We start from the raw sequence: 22,822 nt of genomic DNA on the forward strand, positions 1-22,822 counted from the left end.
CTTCGACCTTATAACGCTCGACCCAGCGCGCCACGATCTTGGCCGTCACGCCGTAGACGCGCGCCGCATGGGCTTGGGAAAGAGCGCCTTCTATCACCGACAGCGCCATCTCCTCTCGACGCAGCGGCGTGAGACGGGCATTCTTGTGGATGTTCATTCGGACCCTCCGGTGGATGCTGAAGCCTGGTAACTCCAGTCTCCTCGATCCGGTCCGAATGGACAACCTCCCGAAAGCTCACACCTAGAGCACTTTACCGTTTCACGGAAACGGCGAATTGCTCTAACTCTTCTTCTTGACGCAATTCCAGACGCAAAACCGCCCACACTTTTCCTGGAATTGCTTTGCCGGCTTGTGCCGTCCAGAAGCGTTTGGCGCAAATCTTAGAATGCGCTCGGCACGATCCACGGGTTGATGCTGATGCCAAGGCGCGGGCCCTTGCTGTCAACGGTGTTTTCCGTGGCGCTCTTCTTCTCGACCGAGCCGGTCGAAGCGCAATCGAGCTTCACATTGGTCTTGGTGTCGACGCAGGTCGCAGCCGGCACCTGCTTGACCGGGTGGGTGGTGTTGGCGGCGAAAGCCGAGCCCGAAAGAGCCAGCACGGCGGCGAGGGTGAGGACGATCTTTTTCATGGTCAGTCTCCAGTTTAGCGTTTGAATCTTTTCCGTACATGTACGATACAACGTACAGATACGTCTGGAGGCGCCGATCTTCAAGTCAGAAAACGTACACGTACGACAAATTTTTTTGAATGACCAAAATAGCGACGCACTGACACAGCAGCGCCTTACGATCCGATCGGGTCAGATGTCAGAATTGCCGGCTCAGCAGTTGACCGGTGTTTCGGTCAGCGGCGGCACGTTTTGCGTGCTGAGCGAGGCAAGGGTGGAATCGCACATCCGCTTCACGAAAGCCTGCGGGTCGCCGAAGGGATAGAACGGAAAAGTGATCAGCAGCGATATGGTACCGTGGCCCACCGCCCACAGCATGGTGGCGATGGCGCGCGCATCACCGTGCAATTTGCCCGCGGCGATGCAGGCCTCGACCCGCTTGATGAGCGCTTTCATCGCAGGGTTGCCCTCTTCCATATCTTCATAGCTCCTGCCTTCCGGCAGCTTGGTCTTTTCGGTCATGAAGACGGTGCGGTATTCGTTGGGATTGCCGAGCCCGAAGGCGGCATATTCGGTCATGACGACCTTCAAGGCCTCGATCGGATCGTCGGACGGATGCTCCTCGATGCGGCGGGCAAGCGTTTCGAAGGCATCTTCGGCAAGCGCGAACAGGATGTCCTGCTTGTCGGCGAAATAGGAATAGACCGACATCGGCGCGTAGCCGACCCGCTTGGCCAGCTTGCGGATAGTCAAGCCATCATAGCCCTCTTCCTGAACGAGCTTGTGCGCGGCTTCGACCAGTTCGGAGCGCAGTTCGGCCTTTTGTTTCTCGCGGCGTGTCTGGACGCTTTGCGGCACGTCTGGTGCCTTTCCTCGGTGTCTGGGGTTGGTGCCTGGCTAAGTTATATACGCTGTACGGAAACGGACAAGGGCGCGGGAAGTTCCCACACGGCATCTGGCTGGATCGCCAGGGATCAGATTGCGCCGACGCCGCCGTCGATGGCCAGCGCATGGCCGGTCATGAAGGAATTGGCCGGGTCGGCGGCGAACAGGATCGCGGTGATGATCTCGTCGACTTCCGCCACCCGCTTCATCGGCACGCCACGTGTCAGTTCCGCCAGCGCTTCAGCCTCCGGCGCGCCGGAAACGCGGACAAACCCGTCCACCATGGCGGTTCTCGTGTGAGCGGGGCAGATGGCGTTGATCCGCACACCCTTGGTCGCATATTCGGCGGCGGCCGATTTGGTCAACCCGACAACGCCATGTTTGGCTGCGGCATAGACCGAAAGTTTTGGCGCGCCAACCAGACCTGCAACCGAGGCGATGTTGACGATGACGCCGCCCCTGGCCGTAGCCTTGAACTGCCGCTCCATCTGCGGGATCTGGTGCTTCATGGCATAGAAGACGCCGAGCAGGTCGATCTCCAGCACGCGGCGGGCTTCGTCCGACGGCACTTGCGGCAGGCGCACGAAACTCTGGACGATGCCGGCATTGTTGATGGCGACATCCAAGCGGCCGAACTTTTCGACAGCCAGCCTGACCAGATCCTCGGAGAGTTTCTCATCCGCTATGTTGCCGGCAAGGATCGCTGTCTCGGCCGGCAAGGAAGCAGCAAGATCGGCGAGCGCCTTTTCGTCGATGTCCGACAGCACCAGCCGCGCGCCCTCGGTGGCAAAGCCCTTCGCGGCACCCCGGCCGAGCCCGCCGGCGGCACCGCTGATCAGCACCGTTGCTCCGTCAAAACGGGCCATCACGTCTCCCCCTGCTTGTCGATCAGCTTGGCGGCAAGATGCGAAAGCAGCTTCACCGCCTCGCCATAGGTTTTCGCCTTTTCGGGATTGGAGGCATTGCCGTCCAGCGCGCGCTTGTAGACGCCCTGGCAGATCGCCGCCAACCGGAAGAAGGAGAAAGCGAGGAAGAAGGTCCAGTTGCCGATGCCGGTGAGCCCGCGCCGCCGGCAATAGGCGGCGACATACTCTTCTTCGGAGGGCAGACCGAGTGCGCCACGGTCGACGCCGCCCAGGCCGCGAAAGCCCGATGCGTGCGGCAGGCGCCATTGCATGCATTGATAGGCGATGTCGGCGAACGGATGGCCAAGCGTCGACAGCTCCCAGTCGAGCACCGCGATGACCTTTGGCTGGTCCGGCGCAAAGATCAGATTGTCCAGCCGGTAGTCGCCATGGACCAACGATATCAGGCCGTCATCGGCTGGTATGTGCGTCTCCAGCCAGGCAATCAGCCGGTCCATGTCGGCAATGGTGCCGGTCTCCGAGGCGCGATACTGGCTGGTCCAGCGCGCCAGTTGCCGTTCGAAATAACTGCCTGGCCGGCCGAAGTCAGAGAGACCCACGGCCTCGACGTCGACATCGTGCAGGGCCGCGAGCGTGCCGTTCATAGCGTCGTAGATGGCGGCGCGCTCGTCATTGTCGCGCGCTTCAGGCAATCCCGGATCCCAGAAGATGCGGCCGTCGAGGAAATCCATGACATAGAACATGCGGCCGATCGGCGAATCCTCGGCCGACAGATGCAGCATTTCGGGCACCGGCACGGCGGTGCCGGCAAGTGCCTTCATCACGGTGAATTCGCGGTCGACCTGATGCGCCGATTTCAGCAACTGGCCCGGCGGCTTGGCGCGCAGCACATAGCGGCCGCTGGTCGCCGTGATGAGATAGGTCGGGTTCGACTGGCCGGATTTGAATTTTTCGATGGCAGCGAGCCCGGAAAAGCCCGGGATTTCCGCCTTGAGATAAGGCGCAAGCGCTGCCTGGTCGAGCGCGTTCGGGTCGCTCATGCGGTCTCGGGCTGGCGTTCGATCAGGGTGAGCGTCAGCCAGCGGGCGGTCAGCGCCGGCTTCTTCGAGCCCTCGATCTCGATCGTCACGTCATGCGCCGTCTGCACCCAGCCCGACGGCCTGACCTTGACGTCGGCCAGCACGAAATGGGTGCGGATGCGCGCGCCGGTCTTTACCGGCGCCAGGAAGCGCAGCGAATCGAAACCATGGTTGACGCCCATCTTGCCGTTTTCCAGCGGCGGCATGGTCTCGAACGTCATTGCCGAGAGCAGCGACAACGACAGGAAACCATGCGCGATGGTGCCGCCGAACGGCGTCTCGCGCTTGGCCCGCTCGGGGTCACAGTGGATGAACTGGTGGTCGTCGGTGGCGTCGGCGAACTGGTCGATCATGCGCTGCGTCACCACCCGCCATGGCGAGATGCCAACCTCCTTGCCGACACTGGCCAGAAGCACATCGAGACTGATTGGTTCCACGCGCATGTCCTCCAGTTCACCTCCGGCTTCTACGGCCGGAAAATGTCATTCCTTGAACAAGGTCAACCCATGCTGCACCGACTGCCCGCCGTCGATCGGCAGGATGGCGCCGGTGACATAGCTGCCCGCACGGCTGCACAAATAGAGCGTTGCGCCGGCAATGTCATCCGCTGTGCCGATACGGCCGATCGGAACATGGCTGCCGACATGCTTGGCCTGTTCATCCGTACCGGTGGCAAACGCCGTCATGCGGCTCTGGAAGGGCCCGGGAGCAAAGGCGTTGACGGTGATGCGGCGGGCGGCGAATTCAAGTGCGAGCGTGCGCGTCAGGTGATGCACGGCGGCCTTCGAGGCGGTGTAGGAATAGGCGTCGTCGGCCAGCGGCTGCGTGCCCATCACTGAACCCAGATTGATCACACGGGCCGGATCGGCATCGCTGGCGGCGGCTTCGAGCAGCGGCAGCAATTCGCGCGTCAGATGGAAGACTGCGGTGACATTGACGCCGAACACCTTGGCCCATGCCGAATAAGGGAAACTCTCCAGCGGCGCACCCCAGGAAACGCCGGCATTGTTGACCAGAATATCGAGCCTGTCGGTCCGCGCCTTGACCTCGGCGACGAGGGCGGCGATGCCGGCCTCACTGGCGACATCGCCGGCGAAGCCATCGGCCCGTCCTGACGCGCCGAGCCCGTTCAGCTCATTGGCGACCTTGACACAGTCCTCGCCCTTGCGCGAGGCGATCATCACGGTGGCGCCGGCCCTGACCAGTGCGGTCGCCGCCATGCGGCCGATGCCGGTCGCCGCGCCCGTCACCAGCGCGGTCTTGCCGGCCACCGAAAACAACTCGTCGAGATAGGCCATCAATCCTCCGCACTTCGCCTCGGTATTTGGGCAAAGAGTTCGCGTTGACAAGGCTATCCGAAGTACGGTCATCCTTGCCACTGACAAAATGCCTGGCCTCTATGAAGGGTTAGCGACCGATGACAGAGATGAATCTCGGCATGACCGAGCGGCTGAAGCCGATCCACGCCCGCGTCGCGGCCATGGTGCGCGACGAGATCATGCCGCTCGACCATGAATTCCTGAGCGAAGTCGGCAAGGCAGGCGACCGCTGGATCTACAGCGTGCGGCAGAGCGAGATCCTCGAAGGGCTGAAGAAGACCGCAAGGGAACGCGGGCTGTGGAATTTCTGGCTGACCGGCTCGGAACGCGGCTATGGCCTGTCCACCGTCGAATACGCCTATCTCGCCGAGGAGATGGGCAAGGCGCATCTCGGCGCCGAAACCTTCAACTGCTCGGCGCCCGACACCGGCAATATGGAAGTGCTGGAGCGCTATGGCTCGGCCGAGCACAAGAAGAAATGGCTTGAACCGCTTTTGGATGGGAAAATCCGCTCGGCCTATCTGATGACCGAGCCCGATGTCGCGTCATCCGACGCCACCAACATTGTGATGTGCTGCGAGCGCCAGGGCGACGACTATGTGCTCAATGGCGAGAAATGGTGGGCGTCGGGCGCCGGCGATCCGCGCTGCGCCATCTACATCGTCATGGTGCGGACCGGCGGCGATCAGGAACCGCAGCACCGCCGCCATTCGATGATCCTGGTGCCGTCGGACACAAAAGGCGTCACCAAGGTCCGCGCCATGCAGGTCTATGGCGACGACGACGCGCCGCATGGCCATATGCACCTTCGCTTCGACAATGTCCGGGTACCCGCGTCGAACCTGATCCTTGGCGAGGGCAGGGGATTCGAGATCGCCCAAGGGCGGCTTGGCCCAGGCCGCATCCATCACTGCATGCGCGCCATCGGCCAGGCCGAAATGGCGCTGGAGTTGCTGTGCCAGCGTTCGGTGCGCCGCGAAGCCTTCGGCAAGAAGCTGGCAAAGCTCGGCGCCAATTTCGACATCATCGCCGAATGCCGCATGGAGATCGAGATGGCCCGGCTGCTCTGCCTCAAGGCGGCGTGGATGATCGACCAGGGCGATGCGCGCGCTGCGGCCCCTTGGATCAGCCAGATCAAGGTCATCGCGCCGCGCGTTGCGCTGAAGGTCACCGACGAGGCGGTGCAGATGTTCGGCGCGCAAGGCATCAGCCAGGACACGCCGCTGGCGCGCTCGTGGACGCATCTGAGGACATTGCGCCTAGCCGACGGGCCTGACGCGGTGCATCGTCGGCAGGTGGCACGCACGGAGCTGAAGAAATACACGCAGGAGAAGATTTGAGCGGCAGATCGGGCTGCGGCCGCGGTTTTCCGCCGACAACCAAGGAGTGTCACCAATGACGATCCCCTCCGAAATGAAGGCGCTGCTGCTTGTCGGCGACGGCTACACCAGAACGCCGAGCGGCAGCGCGCTGGAAGCGATGGAGCCTTATCTGCAGCCGGGCAGCATCGCGGTGCCGGCGCCCGGACCGAGCCAGGTGCTGATCAAGGTCAGCCTGGCTTCGATCAATCCGTCCGATGTCGCCTTCATTAAGGGTCAGTATGGCCAGCCGCGCGCCAAGGGCCAGCCGGCCGGCTTCGAGGGGGTCGGCACCGTCGTCGCCAGCGGTGATGAGCCCTATCCCAAAAGCCTCGTCGGCAAGCGCGTCGCCTTTGCCACCGGCGTCAGCAACTGGGGTTCATGGGCCGATTATGCCGTTGCCGAGGCGGCGGCCTGCATTCCGCTGCTTGATACCGTGCGCGACGAGGATGGCGCGGCAATGATCGTCAATCCGCTCACTGCCATCGCCATGTTCGACATCGTCAAACAGGAGGGCGAAAAGGCCTTCGTCATGACCGCCGGCGCCAGCCAGCTGTGCAAGCTGATCATCGGCCTGGCCAGGGAGGAGGGGTTCCGGCCTGTTGTCACCGTGCGCCGCGATGAGCAGATCGCGCTTCTGAAGGATCTCGGCGCGGCGCATGTGCTCAACGAGAAAGCGCCGGATTTCGAGGCCACGCTGCGCGAGGTGATGAAGGCCGAACAGCCGCGCATCTTCCTCGATGCGGTCACCGGGCCGCTGGCCTCGGCGATCTTCCATGCGATGCCGAAACGGGCGCGCTGGATCATCTATGGGCGGCTCGACACGGACGCCACCATCATCCGCGAGCCCGGCCAGCTGATCTTCCAGCACAAGCACATCGAAGGCTTCTGGCTGAGCGAATGGATGCGGCAATCTAGAGATCGGCGTGGTCCGGCGATCATGGAAGCGCAAAAGCGTTTCTCTGACGGGCGCTGGTCGACCGACGTGACGGCGGTGGTGCCGCTCGCCGAGGCCATTGCGCGGGTGCCGGCGGAACTGGCCAAGCCCAACGGCAAGGTGTTCATCAAACCTTAGTCTCATTTGAAAAACTCAAGATACGTAGCTTTCAGTAGGCTCGTGACTGTCAACAGAAGGGCGGTGCTGCGTGGCCGTCAGGGCCAAGGCAAAGGTATAGGCGTCTTTTAGCCCCCTATGCCACGCCGCTTTGTCCGTGATATGCCGCCGCCATCGAATGCCGGGACAGTGCTGGACTGAGCCTGTTCCGGGTGTTGTGGGGTGTCTTGATGACGATGTCCAAGCCGGTTTTCGACCGTTTGGGACTTGGCCTGTGGATCGCAGCGTTCCTGGTCGTTCTTGTGCTTGTCCTGCTGGCACCCGACACACGCACCGTGCTGCTGGCTTACAGATATGGCAGCCAGGAATTCCTGGCCGGCCAGCCGCTCTACAATATCCGGTCCGAGATGGGGTATCTGTATGCGCCGGCCTTTGCCGCGCTTTATGTTCCGATACTCAAGCTCGGGCCGCAACTGGGCGGCCTGGTCTGGCATGCGATTGGCTTCGCGGTGCTGACCTTTGCCGCGATGCGGCAGGTGCGCAAGCTCGGCGGCGGTGAATTGCCATGGCTGCTGTCCTTCGGCCTGTTTCTTGCCTTGTCGATGGCCGCCGGGGCGATCCGCAACGGCCAGGCGACGATCCTCCTGACCGGGGCCTGCTGGCTTCTCACTTTGTCGGCGCTCGAAGGGCGGCGCGCCGAAACCTTCTTCTGGGCTTCGGTAGCCATTATCGCCAAGCCGACCGCGATCATCATGCTCTTGTTGGTCGGAGCCTTGCGTTTGCGGCTGATACCGGTGCTCGTGCTGGCGGTGCTGTTCGTGCTCGCTCTGCCCTATGCTTTCGCCCCAGCCAGCTATCTGAACGACCAGTATCGTGTTTTTGGCCAGATGCTGACCTCGATGGCTGTCGACAACAACAGCCATTTTGTCCCCACCGACTTCACGGCACCCTTTACCAGGGTGGGGCTGCCCATCCCTGAATTCGGGGCCACGATCGTGCGCATCGTCATGGCCCTGTTCACGCTTTCCATGGTGCTCTGGCTCGACCGCAAGCTCGAACGCGGAACGGCCGGGCTCGCCATCTTCCTGACGGCGACGTTCTACATGTGCGTCTTCAACCCGCGCGTCGAGCCCAACACCTATGCCATGATAGCCGTGCCCGCCGGTCTCGCTATTGCCTTGTTGTGGCGCGAGGAACGAGGTGGTGTTCTGGCCTCGGTGTTGTCCGTGATGCTGTTTTTGACCGGGCTGACGGGCGTCGAGCGCCATATCCAGGATTTGACATACCCCTGGTTCCGGCCAGTCGCGGTCACCATCATCGCCGGTTTCCTGACCTGGTGGTTCTGGGCCAGGCCGAGAGACAAGATGGCGAGAGACAAGGTGATGAATGAAAGGCCCGTCGCAAATGGCTGAGTCGCGACCTGTTCTCGACATCGTGGCGCCGTTCTTCAATGAGGCGCAATCGGCATCGGCTTTTGCCGCATTGCTCGACAAGCTCGAGGCTGCGGTGGCGCAGCGTTTCGGCATGGAAGTCCACAAGATCCTGGTCGACGACGGCAGCCGCGACGATGGCGCGGAGCGGTTTTCGCGGGCGCTGTCGGGATCCTGGGAAATCGTGCGGCTCAGCCGCAATTTCGGCAAGGAGGTTGCGGTGCTCGCCGGCCTCGACCAGTCGCGCGGCGACATGGCGCTGATCATGGACGCCGACCTTCAGCATTCGATGGACACCAGCCTGAAGATGATCGCCGAGCTGGTGGAACATCCGGATATCGATGTCGTTTACGCGCAGAACGACCGCCGCGAGGCCAGTTGGCGGCGCAGCCAGCTGGCGCGGCTTTTCTACAGCCTGATCAACAGCAGCCAGCGTTTCGACATTCCGGAGAACGCGGGCGATTTTCGCGTCATGCGCGGTGCCGTGGTGCGCGCACTGACCAGCCTGCGCGACAAGCGGCGCTTCAACAAGGGCCTGTTCGCCTGGGCCGGCTTTCGCCAGAAGGCGATAGAATATTCGCCGGAAAACCGTGTCACCGGCACGTCGAAATGGAGCCGGCTCAACCTGATCGCCTTCTCGCTGGAGGGTTTTACCTCCTTCTCCGTGATCCCGCTGCGCATCATCAGCCTGAGCGGAATGCTGGCGGCGATGGCAGGCCTCGTTTATGGAGCCAAAGTGTTCTTCGAGGTGATGTTCTACGGCATCGCCGTTCCGGGCTATCCCAGCCTTATGGTCGCCGTCGTCCTGCTTGGCGGTCTCAACCTTACTCTGCTCGGCCTGATCGGCGAATATGTCTGGGTCACGCTCTCGGAGAGCAAGGACCGGCCGGTCTATATCGTGCGCGATGTCCTGCGCGGCAACGTTTCGGACAGGCCGCCAGGCGTGTCGGAGACATGACGCGGCGCATCCGCCTGATCGCCGATGATTACGGCCTCGCGCCCGGCGTCTCCGCCGCGATCCTGGATCTGCTCGGTCGCGGACGTCTGACCGGCACCAGCTGCATGACGGGCTTTCCGGAATGGGCTGACGAGGCGAAGCGCATCAAGCCGTTGTGCGGCCGCGCCGCGATGGGGCTGCATCTTACCTTGACTGACCAGCCGGCCCTCACCGGCCGGTCGAGCCTGGCGCCGGAAGGCCGGCTGCCGCCGCTGCGTTCGCTGGCACTGCCGGTCCTGCGCGGTCAGATCGAGGCTCGCGATATCGATGCCGAGCTCGACGCGCAGCACAGCCGCTTCGTCGAGGCGCTTGGTCGCCAGCCTGACTTCATCGATGGGCACCAGCATGTGCATTTCCTGCCTGTCGTGCGCAGTTGGCTACGCACGCGTTTCACGGAAGCGACCGGCAAGCCGGTGCTGCGCGGTGCTCCGTCGCTGGGCAATGCCGCCGTGGCGCCGAAGGTCGCGGCAATCGCGGCCGTGGCCGCCGGCTTCAACCGGTCGATGGCGCGCGCCGGCTTCAGCATTTTCGAGCCGCTCGCCGGCATCTACGACTGGCGGCAACCCGAGCGATTTGCTCCGGTTCTCCAGGCCGCTGTCGAAGCACTGCCGGAACGAGGCCTGTTCATGTGCCATCCCGGCCATGTCGACGAGACGCTGCGGGCGCGCGACCCGATGCAAGGCGTGCGCGAGGTGGAATTCGCGGTCCTGGCCTCGGACGCGTTCAGCGCGAGCCTAGTTCGCGCCGGTGCCGAGATCATGGACGGCAAGGGATGAGCGGCGAGCCCAAGCGTTCGACCGGCAGCAAGATCGTGCGCTTTGCCATGGTCGGGCTGGTGAATACGGCCATCGACCTTGCCGGCTTTTTCCTGCTGCTCAAGCTGCATGTCCCGCCGCTGCCGGCCAACATCATCTCCTGGTCGATCGCCGTCATCTTCTCTTTCGTGGCCAACGGCTTCTGGTCGTTCGAGCGAAACCAGACCATCCCGCTGCATCAGGCCTTCCTGCGTTTCGTCTCGCTTGGGGTGCTGATTTCGCTCGGCGTCTCCACGCTGTCGATCGCACTCTTCGCCGGCATCGCCGGCGTTTGGCCGGCAAAGATCGGCGGCGTCGCGGCGGCGGCGGCGCTCAATTTCATCGCCGCGCGCTGGTCGATCGAAGGCCGGCTGCTGAAGTAAGCTTATCGCGGAATTTCTCTCTACTCCGCCGGCTCCACATTGGTGTAGGCGGCTTCCTCCAGCTCGCGCTTCAGGCGTGCTTCCTCATGCGTCTTCGGGGTGACGAAGCGGCCGAGCAGGAGATAGGCGACCGGCGTCAGGAACAGTGTCGAGATGGTGGCCAGCCCCAACCCGCCGACGATCACCCAGCCGAGCGCCACGCGTGCTTCGGCGCCGGCGCCGGCAGCCAGCACCAATGGCAGGCCGCCGAGCACGGTGCAGATCATCGTCATCATCACAGGCCGCACGCGGATGATCGAGCCCTGCTCGATCGCCTCGCGCACGCCGAGCCCGCGATCGCGCAGCTGGTTGGCGAATTCGACGATCAGGATGCCGTTCTTGGCCATGACGCCGACCAGCAGCACCAGGCCGATCTGGCTGTAGGCGTTGAGGCTGGTGCCTGAGAGCAGCAAGGCGAAGATGGCGCAGGCTAGGCCGAGCGGCACCGTCGCCATGATGATGACGGCACTGACGAAGCTTTCGAACTGGGCGGCCAGCACCAGCAGGATGATGACCAGAGCGAAGCCGAAGATGGTGACCATGGCGCTGTTGGTTTCGCCCAGCGTCGCTGCCTCGGCCAGCGGCAGGATGCGGCTGCCCGGCGGCAGCAGAGGCGTGGCGATTTGCTCGGCTTGGTTCAGCGCGTCGCCAAGCGCGAAATTGCCCGAGAGGTTGGAGGTGATGGCCACCGATGGCTGCTGCTGTTCGCGCGACAGTGATGGCGGCACGGCGCGTTCGGTCAGCGTGGCAATGGTCGACATCGGCACAAAGCGACCATCGGCTGTCTTGAGGAAGACGTTTTCCAGATCGGTCGGATCGTTGATCGGGTTGGTGGTCGAGACCAGCTTCACGCCATAGCTGCGGTCGGCAATGTAGACATCGACGACATCATTGCCGTCGAGCATGGCCTGCATGGTATTGGCGAGGCCCGTAATGTCGATGCCGAGGTCGGAGGCACGCTCGCGGTTGATGGCGACGGCGAGCTGCGGCTGCGTCGGGTCAATCGATAGGCGCGGCGTCTGGAAGCGCGGGTCCTTCTGCATCTCGGCAATAATTTGCACCGCCGCGTCGCCAAGCGCCTTGCGGTTGTTGCCGACGAGCGCAAACTGCAGGCCATTGCCGGCGCCGCGGATACCGAGGCTGTTGGGCTGCACCGGGAAGATGCGCACGCTTGGCACCTGCTTGGTCAGCAGGCTGATCTCGGCCATGATCTCCTGCTGGCTGCGGCTGCGCTCGTTCCAAGGTGCGAGCGTCATCACCATGAATCCGGAATTGTAGGAGCCGTTCTGGCCGGCATTCTCGAAGGTTGAGCGGATCTCGCCGGAATCGCGCATCGGCTGGATCAGTTTCTCGATCTTCTGCATCTGCTGCGTCGTGTAGTCGAGACTGACGCCTTGCGGGGCGCTGATGCGCAACAGCACGGCGGCGCGGTCCTCGGTCGGCGTCAGTTCCTGGCGGATGGTGCTGAACAGCGCGAAGGCGGTGCCGGCAAACAGCACCGCGACCAGAACCACGATCCAGGGCGCATCGAGGCAAGCGTGCAAGGCTCGCTTGTAGGCGGCATTCAGCGCGCCGCCGATACGGGCACCGATGCCATGGCCGCCTTCATGGTGAAGCGAGGCGCTGGTCAGCATGCGCGAGGCCAGCATCGGGCAAAGTGTGAGCGCCACCACGCAGGACAGCAGCACCGACATGGCAAGCACGAAGCCGAATTCGCGAAACAGGCCGCCGGTCTGGCCGGGCAGGAACGAAATCGGCACGAAGACGGCGACCAGCGTCAGCGTCGTGGCAATGACGGCGAAGAACACTTCCTGCGCGCCAAGCACGGCGGCCGCACGCGGCCCCATGCCTTCATTGCGTCGTCGAACGATGTTTTCCAGCACCACGATGGCGTCATCGACGACGAGGCCTGTCGCCAGCACCAGGGCAAGCAAGGTGAGAATGTTGACGGAGAAGCCGGCCAGATAGATGGCGGCGATGGTGCCGATCATGGCGACCGGCATCGACAGGCCCGGGATGAGTGTCGCGCGCCAGTCGAGCAGGAAGACATAGATGACGATCAGCACCATGGTCACCGACAGGCCGAGCGCGATCTCGACCTCGTGAACCGCGCCCTTGACGAAGACGGCGTCGTCGCTGGTGATCTTGATCGCCATGCCCTTGGGCAGGTTCTCCTGCAGCTTGGCGACAGCGGCCTGAACGCCGGTCGAGATGTCCAGCGTGTTGGATTCGGCCTGGCGGATGATGCCGATACCGATGCCGGTCTTGCCATCCGAGCGCAGCGTGGTCTGGCCGACATCGGGGCCGAGCGTAACGGTGGCGACATCGCGGATGCGCGTCGTGCCGCCGATGATGATGTTTTCGAATTCCTCGGGCGTGGTCACGTCGGCTGTCGTGCGAACGATCAGATCCTGGTTGGTGGTGGTGATCGAACCGGCCGGTGAATCGAAAGCGACGGAGGCAAGGGCTGTCCTGAGGTCGGCCACCGTGAAGCCGAGGCTGGCGAGCTTGTTCTGGTCGACGTCGATGCGGAAGATCTTGTCGCGGTCGCCATAGACCTGGACGTCGGCAACGCCGGGCACGGCGGCCAGTTCATCCTCGATCTGGTCCTGGACCACGACCGTCATGTCCTGGATCGACATGTTGTCTGATGTCACCGCCAGCCGCATCACCGCGTCGGAATTGGCATCGGCCTTGACGATGCGCGGCGGATCGGCGGTGTCCGGCATCTGGTTGGCGACGCGGCCGACGGCATCGCGCACGTCGGAGGCGGCGACGTTGAGATCGACGCCGTCGTTGAATTCGATGGTGACGCGGCTCGAGCCGAAGGAGGAGGAAGACGAGATCGACTTGACGCCGGAGACGCGGGCGACGGCGCCCTCGATCGTGTCGGTCAGCTCGCGGTCGACGGTTTCGGCCGCCGCGCCTTCGAAAGCGGTCGAGACGGTGACCACTGCACGGTCGACATCTGGCAGTTCGCGGATCTCGACGCCGTAGAAGGCGGCGAGGCCAGCAACCGCAATGAGAACGTTGAGCACGAAGGCCATGACCGGCCTGCGGATGAAGAGCGCGGTGAAGCCGGTATCGCTGGCGGCGTTGACCGGTCCGGTCATGAGCCTTCGGCGGTGTTGGCGGCGCGCTGGTCCTGGCCGGCGATACGGACCTCGCCGCCTTCGCTGACACTCTGCGTGCCTTCGGTGACCACCATGTCGCCATTGTCGATCTCGGCGTCGATCAGCACGGTCTCGGTGTTGCGCTGGATGATGCGCACCTGCACCCGCTTTGCCTTGCCGTCCTCGATCTGCCAGACGTAGGCGCCGTCCGAGCCCCACAGGATCGCCAGCGGGCTGACGGCCGGATAGGTTTCGCCGGGGAATTTCATGGTGATGGAGAACGACATGCCGGCGCGCAGCGAATCTGCGGGATTGGCGATCTTGGCCTTGACCAGGAGCGTGCGGCTCTTCTCGTCGATGTGGTTGTCGATGGCCGATACCGTGCCTTTATAGGCGTTGCTCGGATTGGCGATAGGCGTCGCCGTCAGTTGCGAACCGACCTTGATGGCGGCGGCAACGCGCTCCGGCACCTGGAAATCGACCAGGATCGAGGAGCGGTCATCGAGCGTGGCGATCGCCGACTGGTTTGTCACGTAATTGCCGGCCGAGATCGGCAGGATGCCGACGGTGCCTGCGATCGGCGCCAGAATGGAGCGGCGCTGCAGCGCAAGCTCGGCATCCTGAAGCGCCAGCTTGGCGCTTGCCAGCACGACTTCGGCGTCGGCAACGGCGACAGGCGTGGCGGCATTTGAGGCGCGCAGCGACTTGACACGGTCAAGCTTGGATTGCGCATCCTGCAAGGCGAGCTTAGCCCGGTCCTGAGAGATGATCTCGGTCTCGGAATCGAGCGTGGCGATGATCTGTCCCTTGTCGACATGAGTGCCGGATTCGGCCAGCAGTTCGGCAAGGCGCCCGGAACTGTAGGGATTGACGGTCACTGAGGCGTTGGCGCGGCCGGTGCCGATCGCCTGCAAGCGGTCATTGATAACAGCGGACGCGACCGGCGATGCAACGATGGTGGCAATCTGGGCGCTGTTGCGCCCAGCCTGCCTGGAGCCCCCGGCCGCCGTTTCTTTCGTTGGAGGCGTCGCGCCATAGGCCCAGTCGATGCCCCAGCGCGCCAGCACCTGCGGAGCGCCGGGGTAGAAGCCAGCCCACGAGGCCGCCGCGGCGACCACGACGACAAGCGCAAGGACAATCTGTTTCCAACCCGACATCGATACTCCAGCAGCAAAAATCGTCTGCCGGTTCCAAGTGGAAGCGGATGCAGCGACGACAAGGGCTGGCGGCCAAAACCGGCCACCACAGCCCCGATATCATCGGTTTATGGCAATTATCACGCAATCGTGCACATTAAATCTCGGTAACGTGATCGCGAAGTGATCTTGGGGCGACTGCGGGAGACCTTGCGGGGCTGCTTACCGAAGGCCTTCCATCTCGCGAATGCGCCGGGCGCCGTCTGCCTCGAGTTGCCTGGTAACGGCGCCGATCAGCGTTTCGGCGACGACGAAAAGTGCCGCCGAGGAATCCCATGCCGACGGCACTGCGGTTCGCCCGGCGATGACATGGCGGGCAAAGCGGGCGATTGGCGACAGCCATTGGTCGGTGAAGAGTACGATCTGGACGCCGCGCTGGTGCGCCTTCTCGGCGAAGCGGATGAGACTGTCCTGGTAGCGCCTGATGTCGAAGATCACCAGCACGTCGCGCTTGCCCATGTCGATCAGCCGGTCGCGCCACATGCTCTCCTGGCCGGCGAGGTGAAAGACATCGGGCTGGATGACGGCGAGATGGGCGGCCATGTAACGCGCCAGCGGGTCGGTAAAACGGCCGCCGATCAGGAATGTCTTGCCGCGCCGCTCGGCAAGCCGTGCCGCGATGTCGGCAAGCTGCTTGTCGGACAGGTGACGGAAGGTCTCGCGCATATTGTCGAGCGTCGCTTCCAGCATCGGCGAGACCGTGCCGCCGCCGGGCGAGGGCGGGTTGAGCGTCCGTATCGCCGGCGACTGCAACTGTGCCGCCAGTTCGTCCTGCAGGCTCGACTGGAATTCCGGATAGTTCTGGAAGCCGAGCCGGGCCACGAAGCGCAGGATCGTCGGCGAAGAAACGCCGGCCGCGGTCGAGAATTCGGCGACCGTCTTCAGGCCGATCATCGGATAGCTGGCAATCAGCGTCTGCGCCGCGCGCCTTTCGCTGGCCGGCATCGTGCCGATGCGGTCGGCGATCAGTTCGGCAATGCTGGAAATCATCTTTTCCCCCACCCCTTGGCCCGCCCCATGAGATCGCATTTGACAAAGCCGGGTAAACTGTATGAAATCATCCATAGGGACGCAATGAGGCAAAATACGTAACATACGATACAGCGCTCCCCGGGGACCGCAGACTATGGAGAAAGCACGGCCCGCCAGCCTTGCATCGTCCGATACCGTGAGGGTGACCAACCCGGGCGGATCGAGCCCTTTCGTGCTGACCTGCGATCACGCTTCCAATTTTCTGCCCGCCGAATTCGGCACGCTCGGCCTTGCTGCCGAGGACCTGTTGCGTCACATCGCCTGGGATCCCGGCGCGCTGCCGGTGGCAACGCGCATGGCGCAGGCGCTCGATGCGACCTTGGTCGAAACCCGCATTTCGCGTCTCGTCATCGACTGCAACCGGCCTCTCGATGCGCCGGACCTGGTGCCGCCGGTCAGCGAAACGACAGCCATACCGGGCAATACCGGCCTGTCGGAAAAACAGCGCGCCGCACGGATCGCTTTGTCATGGCAGCCGTTTCACGGCGCCATCGAGCAAATTGTCGAAGACAGGCTGGCGCGGGGACAGGAGACCCGCCTGGTTTCCGTCCATTCCTTCACCCCGGTCTACAAGGGGCGCAACCGGCCCTGGCATATCGGCATCATTCATGACGATGACCACCGGCTGGCGTCACCCCTGATATCGGCGCTCAAGCGGCTTGCCGGCATCACCGTCGGCATCAACGAACCCTATTCGCCAGCCGACCGCGTCTATTTCACGCTGGAACGGCATGCGCGCTCGCGCGGGCTGCCCTGCGCGATGATCGAAATTCGCAACGATGAAATCTCCGGCGAGACCGGGCAGCGGAAATGGGCGGATCTGCTCACCGGCATTTTTTCGGATCTGGAGCCAGAGGAGGCCAGGGGCTCTCGATCAAGCGCAGTCGGAAAGTCAGCACAATCGGCCAGCTAAGAACCAACAGGGGAATTCTGAAATGACAACACCTGATCACTCCGACAAGTCGGAGGACACAAAAATCCTTCACAGTATGGGCTACGCCCAGGAATTGTCTCGCCGCATGAGCGGCTTCTCCAACTTCGCCATTTCCTTCTCGATCATCTGCATTCTGGCCGGCGGCATCACGTCATTCCCGCTGGCCATGGCCACCGGCAGCGGTTTCGAGGCGACCATCGGCTGGGTAATCGGCGGCGTCTTTGCGCTCGTGGTCGCGGCTTCTCTCGGCCAGATTGGATCAGCCTATCCGACAGCCGGCGGCCTCTATCACTGGTCGTCGATCCTCGGCGGACGCGGCTGGGGCTGGGCCACTGCCTGGATCAACTTGCTCGGCCTGATCTTCGTTGTCGCTTCGGTGAATGTCGGCGTCTACTTGCTGTTTCAGGGGCTCGTCGCGGGTCCTATCTTCGGTTGGGACACATCGGCATGGGGCTTCTGGCAGCAGACGGTGGCAGTCGTCCTGATTACCGTCACCCAAGGCCTCTTCAATCATCTCGGCATCAAGACGACGACGATGTTGACCGACTTTTCCGGCTACCTCATCCTCGTTGTTGCGGTCGTCCTGACGCTGACCTTCCTGATCTGGGGCGCGCATGGCTTTGATCTTGCGCGGCTGACGACTTTCGTTAACACGACCGGCGATGCCGGTGGTGCCTATGTCCCGACGGCCCGCACCGCACTTGTGGCCTTCCTCATCGGCCTTCTCTACCCGCTTTATACCATCACCGGCTTCGACGCCTCGGCGCATACCGCCGAGGAAACGCACAATGCCCGCGTCGCTGTGCCCAGAGGCATGATCCACGCGGTCCTGTGGTCTCTCGTCTTCGGTTTCATCATGGCGGTCTCCTTCGTCCTTGCCAGCCCCGATCTCGTGGCGACCGCCAAGGACGGCGGCAATGCCTGGTTCAACCTGTTCAACAATCTACCGGCGCCAACCTGGCTCAAGGCTCTGCTCGGCATCGCCATCGTGCTGTCGAACTATCTGTGCGCGCTGGCCGGGCTCACTTCGACCTCGCGCATGATCTTCGCCTTTTCGCGTGACGGAGGCCTGCCGGGGTCATCTCTGTGGAAGCAGGTTTCGCCGACCTGGCGCACGCCTGTCCCGGCCATCTGGCTGGGCGTCGTGCTGTCCATTGCCGCCACACTGTATTCGCCGGCTTTCGCGGCGCTCGCAGCCGGTTGCGCTCTCTTCCTCTATGTCTCCTATGCCATGCCGATCGCAGCCGGCCTTCTTGCGGAAGGAAAGAGCTGGACCGAATTCGGGCCGTTCCGGCTCGGCATCTGGTCAAAGCCGTTCGCCGTCATCACCGTGCTTGGTGTTCTGGTCTTGATGTATGCCGGCATCCAGCCGCCCTTCGACATCCTGATCAACTATGCGATCGGTTTGATCGTTCTGCTCGTCGTTTTGTGGTTCGCCGTTGAAAACCGGCGCTTCCAGGGGCCGCCCATTGGCGAGGCGGCAATCGCCAAGCGCAGGGCGACCATTGCTGAGGCCGAAAAGGCTGTCGGCGAATCTGCTTAAGCTACAAGCCGAAGCCGTGGCGGGCCCGCTCGCCACGGCTTTTTTGTTCCTGTTCAATTTGACAAGTCCGAAACGACTAGCGCTGGAGTGCCAAAGGAATGGCCGGAAATTTCTCATTCGATCAGTTGAAGAAAGCGGTCTCCAGCGGTGAGATCGACACGGTGCTGGCTTGCATCGTCGACATGCAGGGGCGGCTCGCGGGAAAACGCTTCCTGGCGCAGTATTTCGTCGATTCCGCGCATGACGAAACGCATGGCTGCAACTATCTGTTGGCTGCCGACATCGATATGGAGCCGGTGCCCGGCTATAAGGCGGCGAGCTGGTCGAAGGGCTATGGCGATTTCGTCATGAAGCCGGATCTGGCGACGCTGCGTCGTATTCCGTGGCTGGAGAAGACGGCGCTGGTGATCTGCGACGTGCTCGACCACCACACCCATGACGACCTGCCGCATTCGCCGCGCGCCATCCTGAAGAAACAGGTCAAGCGGCTGAGCGAGCGTGGCTATATCGGTTATTTCGCTTCCGAGCTCGAATTCTACCTGTTCAACGAGACCTACGATTCCGCCCGCAAAAAGCACTGGCAGGGCCTCGAAACCGCTTCGCCCTATATCGGCGACTACCAGATCGGTATCACCACCAAGGAAGAAGGCGTCATGCGCCGGCTTCGCAACGAGATGGAAGCGGCCGGTATTCCGATCGAGAACTCCAAGGGCGAATGGGGTCCAGGCCAGGAAGAGATCAATGTGCGCTATGCCGAAGCGCTCGACATGGCCGACCGCCACGTGATCCTGAAGAACGGCGCCAAGGAGATCGCCGAGTCCGAAGGCAAGGCGATCTCATTCATGTCGAAGTACAATTACGGGCTCGCCGGCAATTCCAGCCACATCCACAATTCGCTGTGGAGCGCCGACGGCAAGACGGCGCTGTTCTTCGACAAAAAGGCGGACTGGACGCTGTCGACGCTCGGCCAGCAATGGGGGGCGGGCCAGCTGAAATACGCCAAAGAGTTCACCTGGTTCCTGGCGCCCTACATCAATTCCTACAAGCGCTTCCAGGCCGGCACCTTCGCGCCGACCAAGATCATGTGGAGCGAGGACAACCGCACCGCCGGCTTCCGCCTGTGCGGTGAAGGCACCAAGGGCATCCGCATGGAATGCCGCATCGGCGGCGCCGACTTGAACCCCTACCTTGCCTTCGCCGCGCTGATCGCCGCCGGCCTTGCCGGCATCGATGAGAAGCTGGAACTGCAGAAACCCTTCGTCGGCGATGCCTATCAGGCATCTCGATTGCCGGAGATCCCGAAGACGCTGCGCGACGCCACCGAGACCCTGGCCAAGTCGAAGATGCTGAAAGAGGCACTCGGCGAGGACGTACTCGAACACTACGTCCACACCGCCAAGTGGGAGCAGTTCGAATACGACCGCCGCATTACGGATTGGGAACTGCACAGAGGTTTCGAGCGGTATTAAGCTATATCGGCGTTGCCCGCCTTGGCCATCGCCGGAATGGCGGGCGACGTCAAAATCAAGATTTCATGAAGTGCGAGGACTGAAGGAATGACCGAAACGGTCAAGTTGATAACTCCCATCGATGGTTCGATCTATGCCGAGCGGCCCGTGGCAACCGACCAGGCGATCAACGCCGCGGTCGAGCGCGCCAAGGCAGCGCAGGAAAAGTGGGCGCAGGTGCCGATCGTCGAGCGCGGCAAGTACATGCTGGCGATGCTCGAAGCGCTGGACGCCATATCAGACGAGATCGTGCCGGAGATCGCCTGGCAGATGGGGCGTCCGGTTCGCTATGGCGGCGAGTTCGGCGGCGTCAGGGAACGCACCACTTACATGGTCGAGATCGCTGAAGCTGCGCTGAAGTCCGTGCCGGCCTCCAATCCCAAGGATGGCTTCCGCCGCTATGTGAAGAAGGATCCGCTCGGCGTCGTCATGGTGATCGCGCCGTGGAACTATCCTTATCTGACTGCCGTCAACACCATCGTGCCGGCGCTGATGGCCGGCAATGCCGTCATCCTGAAACATGCGGCGCAGACGCTGCTGGTCGGCGAGCGGTTTCAACAGGCCTTCGACAAGGTCGGCCTGCCCAAGGGCGTGTTCCACAATGTCGTGCTCAACCATGCCCAGACCGAGAAGCTGCTCGGCTCGGGCAAGATCGACCATGTCAACTTCACCGGTTCGGTCGGCGGCGGCCGTGCCATTGAAAGGGCCGCGGCCGGCACCTTCATGACGCTCGGCCTCGAACTTGGCGGCAAGGATCCGGCCTATGTGCTGCCCGACGCCAAGCTGGATCACGCGGTTGCCAACCTGGTCGACGGCGCCTTCTACAATTCCGGCCAGTGCTGCTGCGGCATCGAGCGCGTCTATGTGCACGAGAAGGTCTATGACGAGTTCATCGAGGGCTTCATCGCCGAGACGAAGAATTATGTCGTTGGCAATCCGCTGGACCAGGCGACGACGATGGGACCGATGGCGCAGGCGCGCTTTGCCGACCTGATCCGCGAGCAGAAGGCCGAAGCGCTGCGCAAGGGTGCGGTGGCGCATATCAACATGAAGGTGGCTAACGACAAGGCCGGCTCGCCCTACCTGGCGCCTGAGGTGCTGACCAGCGTCGATCACCAGATGAGCGTCATGCGCGAGGAAAGCTTTGGCCCGATCGTCGGCATCATGAAGGTGCGCAATGACGAAGAGGCGATCGCGCTGATGAACGACAGCCAATACGGTCTGACGGCCTCGATCTGGACGCGCGATACCGAGCACGCGGTGGCGATCGGCAATCGCATCGAGACCGGCACGGTGTTCATGAACCGCTGCGACTATCTCGATCCGGCGCTGGTCTGGACCGGCGTCAAGGACACCGGCAAGGGCGCGGGGCTGTCGGCCATCGGCTACGACAATCTGACCCGGCCAAAATCCTTCCACCTGCGCGAAGCCATCTGATTTTTGAAAGACAACACATGTCCAAGCTGATCTCCAAATGGAACTACCCCACCACCGTCCGCTTCGGCGCCGGGCGCATCAAGGAATTGCCCGAGGTGCTGGCGGCGACCGGCATCAAGCGGCCTTTGTTCGTCACCGATCCGGGCCTGGCAAAACTGCCGGTCGTCGCCTCGACGCTGAAGATTCTTGACGATGCGAAGGTTCCCTACGGTGTCTTCTCCGAAGTCAGGCCGAACCCGGTCGAGTCCAACCTCACCGCCGGCATTGCCGTATTCAAGAAAGGTAAGCATGACGGTGTCATCGCCTTCGGCGGCGGCTCGGCGCTCGATCTCGGCAAGCTGATCGCCTTCCAGGCCGGACAGACGCGGCCGGTGTGGGATTTCGAGGATGTCGACGACTGGTGGACGCGCGCCAATTCCGATGTGATCGCGCCCATCATCGCCGTGCCGACCACGGCCGGCACCGGATCGGAAGTCGGCCGAGCCGGCGTCATTACGAATGAGGAGACGCATACCAAGAAGGTCATCTTCCATCCGAAGCTGCTGCCAGCGATCGTGATTGCCGACCCGGAGCTGTCGGTTGGCATGCCAAGCTTCATCACCGCCGGCACCGGCATGGATGCGCTCGCCCATTGCCTCGAAGCCTATTGCGCGCCGGGCTATCATCCGATGGCTGACGGTATCGCGGTCGAAGGTGTCCGCCTGGTGTTCGAAAACCTGCCCAAGGCCTATGCTAACGGCAAGGATCTTGTCGCGCGCGCCCATATGATGAGCGCGGCCGCCATGGGCGCCACCGCCTTCCAGAAGGGGCTGGGCGCCATCCACTCGCTGTCGCATCCGATAGGCGCGCTCTATGACACCCATCACGGCATGACCAACGCCGTGTTCATGCCCTATGTGCTCGCCTTCAACCGTGACTCCATCGAGGAGCGTATCGCCCGGCTCGCCGCCTATTGCGGCATCAAGGGTGGCTTCGACGGCTTCGCGAAGGCGATCATCAAGCTGCGCAAGGAATTGAAGGTGCCGCACGCGCTGCCGGGCCTGATCAAGGGGCTCGACATGGACAAGAAGCGCAAGGCGCTGATCGCCGACATGGCGGTGGTCGATCCGACCGCTGGCGGCAACCCGGTCAAGCTGACCAAGAAGGCGGCGCTGACCTTGCTCGAAAACGCCATCGCCGGCACGGTGTGAGGCGTTTTCGGCGCAGGAAATTGATTTGAAAAAGGGGTAGAAAACCAAGGGGGAGG

21 protein-coding genes are annotated in these 22,822 nt (G+C 62.8%); 11 read left to right on the forward strand and 10 right to left on the reverse strand.

Features of this window, described 5'->3' with window-relative positions:
- The 7 genes from A3A9_RS42710 to A3A9_RS0117680 all read right to left on the reverse strand — a co-directional run.
- On the reverse strand, positions 1-157 hold a 157-nt coding region (locus tag A3A9_RS42710), incomplete at its 3' end, for a helix-turn-helix domain-containing protein (RefSeq protein WP_245279071.1).
- Between the two features lie 224 nt (positions 158-381).
- Complete coding sequence (locus tag A3A9_RS0117655; RefSeq protein WP_027059955.1) at positions 382-630, reverse strand: DUF680 domain-containing protein; 249 nt, start codon at positions 628-630, stop codon at positions 382-384.
- A 192-nt stretch (positions 631-822) separates the two neighbouring features.
- On the reverse strand, positions 823-1,467 hold the full coding sequence (locus A3A9_RS0117660; protein ID WP_027030953.1) for a TetR/AcrR family transcriptional regulator: 645 nt from the start codon (positions 1,465-1,467) through the stop codon (positions 823-825).
- A 116-nt stretch (positions 1,468-1,583) separates the two neighbouring features.
- On the reverse strand, positions 1,584-2,360 hold the full coding sequence (locus A3A9_RS0117665; protein ID WP_027059956.1) for an SDR family NAD(P)-dependent oxidoreductase: 777 nt from the start codon (positions 2,358-2,360) through the stop codon (positions 1,584-1,586).
- Entirely contained in the window at positions 2,360-3,400 is a 1,041-nt protein-coding gene (locus tag A3A9_RS0117670) for a phosphotransferase family protein (protein WP_027059957.1), read from the reverse strand. Before A3A9_RS0117670 ends, A3A9_RS0117665 begins: the two co-directional genes overlap by 1 nt.
- Positions 3,397-3,882, reverse strand: coding sequence for a MaoC family dehydratase (locus A3A9_RS0117675; RefSeq protein ID WP_275451172.1), 486 nt, complete (start codon positions 3,880-3,882; stop codon positions 3,397-3,399). The genes A3A9_RS0117670 and A3A9_RS0117675 overlap by 4 nt, the downstream gene beginning before the upstream one ends.
- 39 nt (positions 3,883-3,921) lie before the next feature.
- Positions 3,922-4,737, reverse strand: coding sequence for an SDR family oxidoreductase (locus tag A3A9_RS0117680; protein ID WP_027059958.1), 816 nt, complete (start codon positions 4,735-4,737; stop codon positions 3,922-3,924).
- A 119-nt stretch (positions 4,738-4,856) separates the two neighbouring features.
- On the opposite strand from A3A9_RS0117680, the gene A3A9_RS0117685 reads away from it, so the two are divergent.
- The 6 genes from A3A9_RS0117685 to A3A9_RS0117710 all read left to right on the forward strand — a co-directional run bounded on the left by A3A9_RS0117685 (position 4,857) and on the right by A3A9_RS0117710 (position 10,774).
- Positions 4,857-6,098 carry an acyl-CoA dehydrogenase gene (locus A3A9_RS0117685; protein ID WP_027059959.1) on the forward strand — a complete coding sequence of 414 codons (1,242 nt, stop codon included), beginning with the start codon at positions 4,857-4,859 and terminating at the stop codon, positions 6,096-6,098.
- A gap of 55 nt (positions 6,099-6,153) precedes the next feature.
- On the forward strand, positions 6,154-7,191 hold the full coding sequence (locus A3A9_RS0117690; protein ID WP_027059960.1) for a zinc-binding dehydrogenase: 1,038 nt from the start codon (positions 6,154-6,156) through the stop codon (positions 7,189-7,191).
- A gap of 209 nt (positions 7,192-7,400) precedes the next feature.
- A complete protein-coding gene (locus A3A9_RS0117695) occupies positions 7,401-8,582 on the forward strand; it encodes a glycosyltransferase family 87 protein (protein WP_033838651.1) in 1,182 nt (393 codons plus the stop codon).
- Positions 8,575-9,558 (forward strand): glycosyltransferase family 2 protein, encoded by a 984-nt coding sequence (locus A3A9_RS0117700; RefSeq protein ID WP_033838652.1) that lies wholly within the window; start codon positions 8,575-8,577, stop codon positions 9,556-9,558. The genes A3A9_RS0117695 and A3A9_RS0117700 overlap by 8 nt, the downstream gene beginning before the upstream one ends.
- Positions 9,555-10,373, forward strand: coding sequence for a ChbG/HpnK family deacetylase (locus A3A9_RS0117705; RefSeq protein WP_027059963.1), 819 nt, complete (start codon positions 9,555-9,557; stop codon positions 10,371-10,373). The genes A3A9_RS0117700 and A3A9_RS0117705 overlap by 4 nt, the downstream gene beginning before the upstream one ends.
- A complete protein-coding gene (locus tag A3A9_RS0117710) occupies positions 10,370-10,774 on the forward strand; it encodes a GtrA family protein (RefSeq protein WP_027059964.1) in 405 nt (134 codons plus the stop codon). The genes A3A9_RS0117705 and A3A9_RS0117710 overlap by 4 nt, the downstream gene beginning before the upstream one ends.
- A 20-nt stretch (positions 10,775-10,794) precedes the next feature.
- On the opposite strand, the gene A3A9_RS0117715 is transcribed toward A3A9_RS0117710, so the two are convergent.
- The 3 genes from A3A9_RS0117715 to A3A9_RS0117725 form a co-directional block, all read right to left on the reverse strand.
- Entirely contained in the window at positions 10,795-13,926 is a 3,132-nt protein-coding gene (locus A3A9_RS0117715; protein ID WP_027059965.1) for an efflux RND transporter permease subunit, read from the reverse strand.
- The gene (locus tag A3A9_RS0117720) at positions 13,923-15,083 is read right to left on the reverse strand and encodes an efflux RND transporter periplasmic adaptor subunit (RefSeq protein ID WP_027059966.1); all 1,161 of its coding nucleotides are present in this window, start codon (positions 15,081-15,083) and stop codon (positions 13,923-13,925) included. Before A3A9_RS0117720 ends, A3A9_RS0117715 begins: the two co-directional genes overlap by 4 nt.
- A gap of 201 nt (positions 15,084-15,284) precedes the next feature.
- On the reverse strand, positions 15,285-16,112 hold the full coding sequence (locus A3A9_RS0117725; RefSeq protein ID WP_027059967.1) for a MurR/RpiR family transcriptional regulator: 828 nt from the start codon (positions 16,110-16,112) through the stop codon (positions 15,285-15,287).
- Between the two features lie 136 nt (positions 16,113-16,248).
- Between A3A9_RS0117725 and A3A9_RS0117730 the strand changes: the two genes are divergently transcribed.
- From A3A9_RS0117730 to A3A9_RS0117750, 5 genes are all read left to right on the forward strand, one after another.
- Entirely contained in the window at positions 16,249-17,067 is an 819-nt protein-coding gene (locus tag A3A9_RS0117730; RefSeq protein ID WP_027059968.1) for an N-formylglutamate amidohydrolase, read from the forward strand.
- A gap of 22 nt (positions 17,068-17,089) precedes the next feature.
- Positions 17,090-18,631: an amino acid permease gene (locus A3A9_RS0117735; RefSeq protein ID WP_027059969.1), complete on the forward strand. Its 1,542-nt coding sequence runs from the start codon at positions 17,090-17,092 to the stop codon at positions 18,629-18,631.
- Between the two features lie 98 nt (positions 18,632-18,729).
- Positions 18,730-20,100: a glutamine synthetase family protein gene (locus tag A3A9_RS0117740; RefSeq protein ID WP_027059970.1), complete on the forward strand. Its 1,371-nt coding sequence runs from the start codon at positions 18,730-18,732 to the stop codon at positions 20,098-20,100.
- A gap of 87 nt (positions 20,101-20,187) precedes the next feature.
- Entirely contained in the window at positions 20,188-21,576 is a 1,389-nt protein-coding gene (locus tag A3A9_RS0117745) for an aldehyde dehydrogenase family protein (protein WP_027059971.1), read from the forward strand.
- A 17-nt stretch (positions 21,577-21,593) separates the two neighbouring features.
- Complete coding sequence (locus A3A9_RS0117750) at positions 21,594-22,766, forward strand: iron-containing alcohol dehydrogenase (RefSeq protein WP_027059972.1); 1,173 nt, start codon at positions 21,594-21,596, stop codon at positions 22,764-22,766.
- Positions 22,767-22,822 lie beyond the last annotated feature (56 nt).

The sequence above is a fragment of the Mesorhizobium loti CJ3sym genome, assembly GCF_000472785.1.
Classification (GTDB): Bacteria; Pseudomonadota; Alphaproteobacteria; order Rhizobiales; family Rhizobiaceae; genus Mesorhizobium; species Mesorhizobium loti_E.

Excerpts from the sequence above, each read along its gene's own strand:
- A3A9_RS0117680 (WP_027059958.1), bottom strand. The coding sequence starts at position 4,737 with ATGGCCTATCTCGACGAGTTGTTTTCGGTGGCCGGCAAGACCGCGCTG.
- A3A9_RS0117665 (WP_027059956.1), bottom strand. The coding sequence starts at position 2,360 with ATGGCCCGTTTTGACGGAGCAACGGTGCTGATCAGCGGTGCCGCCGGC.
- A3A9_RS0117725 (WP_027059967.1), bottom strand. The coding sequence starts at position 16,112 with ATGATTTCCAGCATTGCCGAACTGATCGCCGACCGCATCGGCACGATG.
- A3A9_RS0117670 (WP_027059957.1), bottom strand. The coding sequence starts at position 3,400 with ATGAGCGACCCGAACGCGCTCGACCAGGCAGCGCTTGCGCCTTATCTC.
- A3A9_RS0117715 (WP_027059965.1), bottom strand. The coding sequence starts at position 13,926 with ATGACCGGACCGGTCAACGCCGCCAGCGATACCGGCTTCACCGCGCTC.
- A3A9_RS0117655 (WP_027059955.1), bottom strand. The coding sequence starts at position 630 with ATGAAAAAGATCGTCCTCACCCTCGCCGCCGTGCTGGCTCTTTCGGGC.
- A3A9_RS0117745 (WP_027059971.1), top strand. The coding sequence starts at position 20,188 with ATGACCGAAACGGTCAAGTTGATAACTCCCATCGATGGTTCGATCTAT.
- A3A9_RS0117735 (WP_027059969.1), top strand. The coding sequence starts at position 17,090 with ATGACAACACCTGATCACTCCGACAAGTCGGAGGACACAAAAATCCTT.
- A3A9_RS0117700 (WP_033838652.1), top strand. The coding sequence starts at position 8,575 with ATGGCTGAGTCGCGACCTGTTCTCGACATCGTGGCGCCGTTCTTCAAT.
- A3A9_RS0117690 (WP_027059960.1), top strand. The coding sequence starts at position 6,154 with ATGACGATCCCCTCCGAAATGAAGGCGCTGCTGCTTGTCGGCGACGGC.
- A3A9_RS0117750 (WP_027059972.1), top strand. The coding sequence starts at position 21,594 with ATGTCCAAGCTGATCTCCAAATGGAACTACCCCACCACCGTCCGCTTC.
- A3A9_RS0117705 (WP_027059963.1), top strand. The coding sequence starts at position 9,555 with ATGACGCGGCGCATCCGCCTGATCGCCGATGATTACGGCCTCGCGCCC.
- A3A9_RS0117675 (WP_275451172.1), bottom strand. The coding sequence starts at position 3,882 with ATGCGCGTGGAACCAATCAGTCTCGATGTGCTTCTGGCCAGTGTCGGC.
- A3A9_RS0117710 (WP_027059964.1), top strand. The coding sequence starts at position 10,370 with ATGAGCGGCGAGCCCAAGCGTTCGACCGGCAGCAAGATCGTGCGCTTT.
- A3A9_RS0117740 (WP_027059970.1), top strand. The coding sequence starts at position 18,730 with ATGGCCGGAAATTTCTCATTCGATCAGTTGAAGAAAGCGGTCTCCAGC.
- A3A9_RS0117730 (WP_027059968.1), top strand. The coding sequence starts at position 16,249 with ATGGAGAAAGCACGGCCCGCCAGCCTTGCATCGTCCGATACCGTGAGG.
- A3A9_RS0117720 (WP_027059966.1), bottom strand. The coding sequence starts at position 15,083 with ATGTCGGGTTGGAAACAGATTGTCCTTGCGCTTGTCGTCGTGGTCGCC.
- A3A9_RS0117685 (WP_027059959.1), top strand. The coding sequence starts at position 4,857 with ATGACAGAGATGAATCTCGGCATGACCGAGCGGCTGAAGCCGATCCAC.
- A3A9_RS0117695 (WP_033838651.1), top strand. The coding sequence starts at position 7,401 with ATGACGATGTCCAAGCCGGTTTTCGACCGTTTGGGACTTGGCCTGTGG.